6 protein-coding genes and 1 pseudogene are annotated in these 5,807 nt (G+C 65.1%); 1 reads left to right on the forward strand and 6 read right to left on the reverse strand.

Annotated features, from left to right (window positions below):
* On the forward strand, positions 1-466 hold a 466-nt coding region (locus tag ACFE99_RS21925; protein ID WP_375488525.1), incomplete at its 5' end, for a DUF4190 domain-containing protein.
* Between the two features lie 3 nt (positions 467-469).
* On the opposite strand, the gene ACFE99_RS21930 is transcribed toward ACFE99_RS21925, so the two are convergent.
* From ACFE99_RS21930 to ACFE99_RS21955, 6 genes and pseudogenes are all read right to left on the reverse strand, one after another.
* Positions 470-1,867 (reverse strand): bifunctional lysylphosphatidylglycerol flippase/synthetase MprF, encoded by a 1,398-nt coding sequence (locus tag ACFE99_RS21930; RefSeq protein WP_375488527.1) that lies wholly within the window; start codon positions 1,865-1,867, stop codon positions 470-472.
* Between the two features lie 190 nt (positions 1,868-2,057).
* A complete protein-coding gene (locus tag ACFE99_RS21935) occupies positions 2,058-2,915 on the reverse strand; it encodes an acyl-CoA thioesterase II (protein WP_375488529.1) in 858 nt (285 codons plus the stop codon).
* A gap of 63 nt (positions 2,916-2,978) precedes the next feature.
* Positions 2,979-4,397 carry a pyruvate kinase gene (pyk, locus tag ACFE99_RS21940; protein WP_375488531.1) on the reverse strand — a complete coding sequence of 473 codons (1,419 nt, stop codon included), beginning with the start codon at positions 4,395-4,397 and terminating at the stop codon, positions 2,979-2,981.
* Between the two features lie 144 nt (positions 4,398-4,541).
* Complete coding sequence (locus tag ACFE99_RS21945) at positions 4,542-4,943, reverse strand: DUF2752 domain-containing protein (protein WP_375488535.1); 402 nt, start codon at positions 4,941-4,943, stop codon at positions 4,542-4,544.
* Between the two features lies 1 nt (position 4,944).
* Positions 4,945-5,310 carry an NINE protein gene (locus ACFE99_RS21950; RefSeq protein ID WP_375488533.1) on the reverse strand — a complete coding sequence of 122 codons (366 nt, stop codon included), beginning with the start codon at positions 5,308-5,310 and terminating at the stop codon, positions 4,945-4,947.
* Between the two features lie 45 nt (positions 5,311-5,355).
* Positions 5,356-5,807, reverse strand: a pseudogene (locus tag ACFE99_RS21955) (hypothetical protein); the annotation flags it as partial.

Raw genomic sequence — 5,807 nt, forward strand, 5'->3', positions numbered from 1 at the left:
CCCTTATCCCCCCGGCCCATATCCCAGCGCCTATCCCTCGCCGCCGCAGCCGTACCCGCCTTTCGCGCCGCCGTCACGCGGCCCGCGGAATGGCTTGGGCACCGCATCGTTGGTGCTCGCCGTCATCGCGTTGCTGTGCGTGTGGTCGGTGTTCGGCGGTGTCATCCTCGGCGCGTTGGCCGCGGTGCTGGGAATCGTCGCTCATCGACGAGTGCGGCGAGGCGAAGCCAAAAACGGCGGCGTCGCGATCGCCGGCATGGTGCTGGGCGGTATAGCGATTGTGGTGGGCCTCATTTTCATCGCGATATGGACCGCACTGTGGCAAGACGCCGGCGGTGGTGACTACATCGACTGCTTGCAGCGGGCCGGCTCGGATCCGGGCCTGCGCCAGCAATGCGCGGACCGATTCCGCGAGCATGTCGAGAACAAGTTCAGCGTGACGCTCACACCGCGGCCGTCGCGGTAGACCTCAAAGGCGGCGTCGGCGGGGCATGAACTCCAGCGACAACAGCACATACAGCAACGGGAGCAACTGTCGCAGCTGCACCAGCGCATAGCGCCGTTCGCCAGCGGAGTGGAACTTGCGCAGATACCGGTACAACGACTCCAGCGCGATCAACGGATCCAACAGATGGATCAGCCGGTAGAAGAGGCTTTGCATTCTCCCGCGGTGCTTTTCGTCGAAGATTTCGGGGAAGGCCGCGAATGCCAGCGACAACCGTTGCCCGCCAGTATCTTTCGCGGCCATCACCATGTCGACCGACAGCCGCTCGTCGAGCCCGTTGGGCGCTCCGCGGCGTCGCCACGGCACGTCAAGAGTGATGTCGCTGCCGCCGCCGGCGGTGGCGTAGCGGTGGAAACCCTGCACCTTGCCCGAGGCATCCCGGGCGATGATCAGCTGTATCCCGGGATAGCGTCCCTCCAGTACGCCGTCGAGGTTCATGCAGAACCCACGATCGGCGTGGGCCCCGCTCGGTGACGCCCGCACCACGTCTGTCAAATCGGCTAGCCGCTCTTCGTCGAGTTCTTGCTCGGCCACGATTTCAGTGGTGACGCCAAAGTTGTGGGTGCGCTTGACGGCCTGACGCAGGTTACGGAATTTGCGTCCCACCATCTCGAACTCGGCTACGTCGATGACGACGTCTCGACCGATCGGGATGGCCCGAAGCGACTGCCCCAGCACCGCCGGGTCACTCCACAGATCGAGGCATCGCTCGCTGCACGCCAGCACTACCATCCGCCACCCCCGGGTGTGGCACATCGCGGCAAAGTCGGCCACCAGCTGCGGGAACTGCGCCTGGTCGCCGATCGGATCACCGCTGACCACCGCGTATCCGATACGGGTGCGATACGCCAGTGCCGCCGTGCCGTCCGCGCTGAAGTGGTAGCACTTGCCGGTCTGCATGGCAAACGGTGCCAACGGGTCGCCGCTGGTGGTGTTGATCAGCGCCCATACCCGCGGCAGGTCGTCGGCTCTCGGCCGCACCGACGTGGGCCACATCAGCGCCAGGCCCGACGCGGCAATCAGCATGTCACCGAGAAAATCGAAGGACAGCACATGCGCACCCAGGCCCGCGAACAGGACGAGGACGGCGATGCTCGCATGCAGCGCGGTGACCGGTCGGCCCAGGAAGATGCCGCGGGCGATGAACGCTACGGCGGCCAGCACGGTCAGCGACCACGCCAGCCGGCCGGTGGCCTGCCAATCGGGGTGGCGGTGGTCATGCGCGATCACGGCAACCAGCCAGCACGCCGCGCTGAGCAGGGCCAACGCACCGATCCAGCGCGCCGCCAGTGAGTCGACGTGGACAACCACCCGCTCGCTGGGACGCAGCTTTGGCGCGACGTCGACCGACGAACTACTCACCAATACCTCCGGTCGCTCTGCTTGGCACTCACGCGGCGCACCGGCGTGTTTCGGTGTTCACTTGAGTGGGACATCGTCGGTTTCGCCCTACATTTTGCCTACCCAATATCCGGAAACGCTACGCCGGAATGCTTGCTGGCGTCGCGGCTTGAGTGGCGTCGGGATCGTTGTCGAGCAGTTACCACCGGTTTTAACGGCCGGGGAAATATTTCACGACGCCTTCCTGAACGACGGTCGCGAGGAGTTGCCCGCCGGGGTCGAAGAAGTGCCCGGTGCCCAGCCCCCGTGAGTCGGCGGCCACCGGCGACGACGTCGCGTACAACACCCAGTCGTTGAAGCTGACCTGCCGGTGAAACCACACCGAATGGTTGACGGTCGCAGCGAAGACGCGGTCGTAGCCCCAAGAAAGTCCGTGGGTGGTGATGATCGAGTCCAGCACCGTGGTGTCCGACGAATAGACCAGTGCTGCGGTGTGCAGCACCGGGTCGTCAGGCATCACGCCGTCGGCTTTGACCCACACCCGGTTGTGTGGGAGCCGTTCGCCTTTGTCGCGCATGATCCAGGCCGGGTCGTTGGTGTAGCGCCATTCGATCGGTTGGAGTGCGTTGACGAAGTGCGGGACGGTCTTTTCGTAACCGCGTAGCAGGTCACCGATTTTCGGGAGCGTGTGCGGTTCGGGTACCTGCGGAGGATCGATGCCGTGCTCGAGTCCGCGGCCGCCAGACAGATACGAGATCATCGCCGACGCGAGCAGGGTCCCGTCCTGCATCGCGTCAACGCGGCGGTTGGCGAAGCGTCGCTCGTCGCGCAGCCGTACCACGCGGAACTCGATGTCCTTGGCGGGGTCACCGCCGTTGACGAAGTGCACCGAAAGCGCGTTGGGCGGCAGGTCGCGGGTGCGGGAGCGGCTGGCCGCCACGAACGACTGGGCCATCAGCTGACCCCCGAACGTGCGCATCGGGTTTTTGCTGGGGTGGGAGCCGATGAAGATGTCGTCGCCGACGTGGTTCAGGTCAAGTACCGCAAGCAGCTCGTCAAAGTCAGACATCAATGCTTAGCCTAATTGCCCGGTTCCCCCTCACTGCGCACCGCGGAGCGCATCCTCACCGGGCTAAACGTCGTCTTCGCCGATCCGGTGCACGTGGATCAGGTTGGTGGACCCGACTGTGCCCGGCGGCGCGCCGGCGACGATGACCACGAGGTCGCCACGCTTGTAGCGGCCCAGCTCCAGCAGCGACTTGTCGACCTGGCGGATCATGCCGTCGGTGGATTGCATTGTGGGAACGATGAACGTCTCGGTGCCCCATGTCATGGCGAGTTGACTGCGGACCTCCGGCAATGGCGTGAAGGCCAGCAGCGGCAGGGGGGTGTGCAAGCGGGCCAGCCGGCGCACCGTGTCGCCGGATTGGGTGAACGCGACCAAGGCCTTGGCGTCGAGCCGCTCACCAATGTCACGGGCGGCATAGGAGATCACGCCGCGCTTGGTGCGGGGTATGTGGGTCAACGGCGGGGCAGCGACTGAATTCTCTTCAACCGCGCAGATGATCCGCGACATCGTCTTAACGGCCGCCAGCGAGTACTTGCCGACCGCAGTCTCCCCGGAGAGCATCAGCGCGTCGGCGCCGTCGAGCACGGCGTTGGCGACGTCGGAGGCCTCAGCACGGGTCGGTCGCGGGTTCTCGATCATCGAGTCCAGCATTTGCGTGGCGACGATGACCGGCTTGGCGTTTTCCCGGGCCATCTGGATGGCGCGCTTCTGCACGAGCGGGACCTCTTCCAGCGGCAGCTCGACACCCAGGTCGCCGCGGGCCACCATGATGGCGTCGAACGCCAGCACGACAGCTTCGAGATTGTCGATCGCTTCAGGCTTTTCCAGCTTGGCGATGACCGGTACCTGCCGGCCGAACCGATCCATCACGTCGTGCACCAGCTCGACATCCGACGGCGAACGCACGAATGACAGCGCCACCATGTCGACACCGAGATCCAGGGCGAATTGGAGGTCTTCAATGTCTTTGTCGGACAAGGCCGGAGCGGTGACGTTCATGCCGGGCAGCGACATTCCCTTGTTGTTGCTGACCGGACCGCCTTCGGTGACGGTGCAGACCACGTCGTCCCCGTCGACTTCTTCGACCAGCAGACCGACTTTGCCGTCATCGACGAGGACGCGATCGCCGGCCGCCGCGTCAGTGGCTAACTGCTTGTACGTGGTCGATACCCGGTCATGGGTCCCCTGGCAGTCATCGACGGTGATCCGCACCGTCTCACCGGTGGCCCAATAGGTGGCGCCACTGGAGAAGCGGCCCAGCCTGATTTTGGGGCCTTGCAGGTCGGCCAGCAGGCCGACCGCGCGGCCGGTGGCATCAGAGGCGGCGCGCACTCGCTCGTAGGCGGCTTTGTGATCGCTGTAGTCGCCATGACTGAAGTTCATTCGGGCAACGTCCATTCCGGCCTCGACCAACGCTCTGACCATCTCGTCAGAATTGGAGGCCGGGCCGAGGGTACAGACGATCTTCCCGCGTCTTGTCACGACGATTCAGCATAGTCCCGCTGCGTGGCCTGAGCCTGCCATCGCGCAAGCTCGGATGTAGGAAATATCCCACAAGGCCACGTCGGCGGTTCAATTTGGTTTAACGATTTTTGTTGTGCGCGAGTCGAATTCGACACGACACGGTTACCCGCCGGTAACCGTCGGGATCAGCGGGAAGCCGGGCAGGTTGCGCAGCACCGTCCAGGCGATCGCCGCCGCGGCAATAGTCGCCACAGCCGGTATCGGCAACATCGAATCTCGGTGGCGGCGGCGCAGCACGATCCATACCGTCAGCATCGGCAGACCCACAATCAAGAAAACGTTGTCAGTGACGGCGGCTACCAGGTCGCCGTGCAGCACGTCATGCAGCATGCGAAGCCCGCCGCAGGCCGGACAATTCCAGCCGGTAAGCAATTTGAACGGACACAGCGGAAACAGCGAATGCGGGTTGTGCGGGTCGGCCAGGCCCACGTAGGCGACGGCGGCCGTAAGCAGCGCGCCGGGGCCAACCGTGCCATAGTCACGGCGCCGATTCGTCGGCGACAGGTTACGTTCCATCGCGCAGCGGGCGGCCCTGCGGGTCACGCACCTTGTCGGTGAGGATGAGAACCGCGTCGACTACACCCCAGATAGCGGCGCCGAGGCCGAAGGTCACCAGGCCCACGACCAATTGCGCGATGCCGAGGCCGACCTGACCGAGGTAAATGCGCCCGAAGCCGAGGAAACCGAGCAGGCCAATTAGCTGCAATAGCCCGGCAATGACCTTCGATTTGTCCGACAACGGCTCCCCGGTCAGGGGATGGCGGCCATATGGTGCGGCGGGATCGACGTAGCTTCCGGGCGTCGGGTACTGCTGGTAGCCACTTGGCTGCCAACGGGGATCTGGCGCGCCTTGCTGCGGCGAATCCGTCACGCCTCAAGCATGCCAGATCGGGCCTCCTGACAGGTGTCTGTCAAATCAGGGGCCGTTTGCGCTGCCTCGCCACTGTCGTCGCAGGCTCCTTAGCCGCGAGCTCCATCGCGTGATGCGTGTGTCAGCCGTCACCGGCTCCGAGCTGCTGGTAGTGGGCTGTGGCTTCGCCTCGGCGTCGACGGTCGGCTCGGGTGCGGGCGCTGCCTCGCCCTCAGGCTCCTCGGCTTCGGTTTGTCCTGAGCCGGTCAGCTCCGCCTCAGCCTCGGCTTCCTCAGGCTCGCGGACCTCAGGCTCCGCAGTCATTTCGGGCTCCGCCCCCTCGACTTCCGCCCGGTCGGCCTCGGCAGGTTCGCCCTCCACCGCCTCCGCGGGTTCGGCCGAATCCACGTCGACCGCTACCTCGTCGGCTTGGACCTCCGGCAGCTCGGGCTCTTCGGATTCGGCGCCTTCCTCTTCTTCAGCGCCTTCTTCCGCTTCGGCGACCTTTTCGGCTTCGG

This window comes from uncultured Mycobacterium sp. (assembly GCF_964249325.1).
GTDB lineage: Bacteria > Actinomycetota > Actinomycetes > Mycobacteriales > Mycobacteriaceae > Mycobacterium.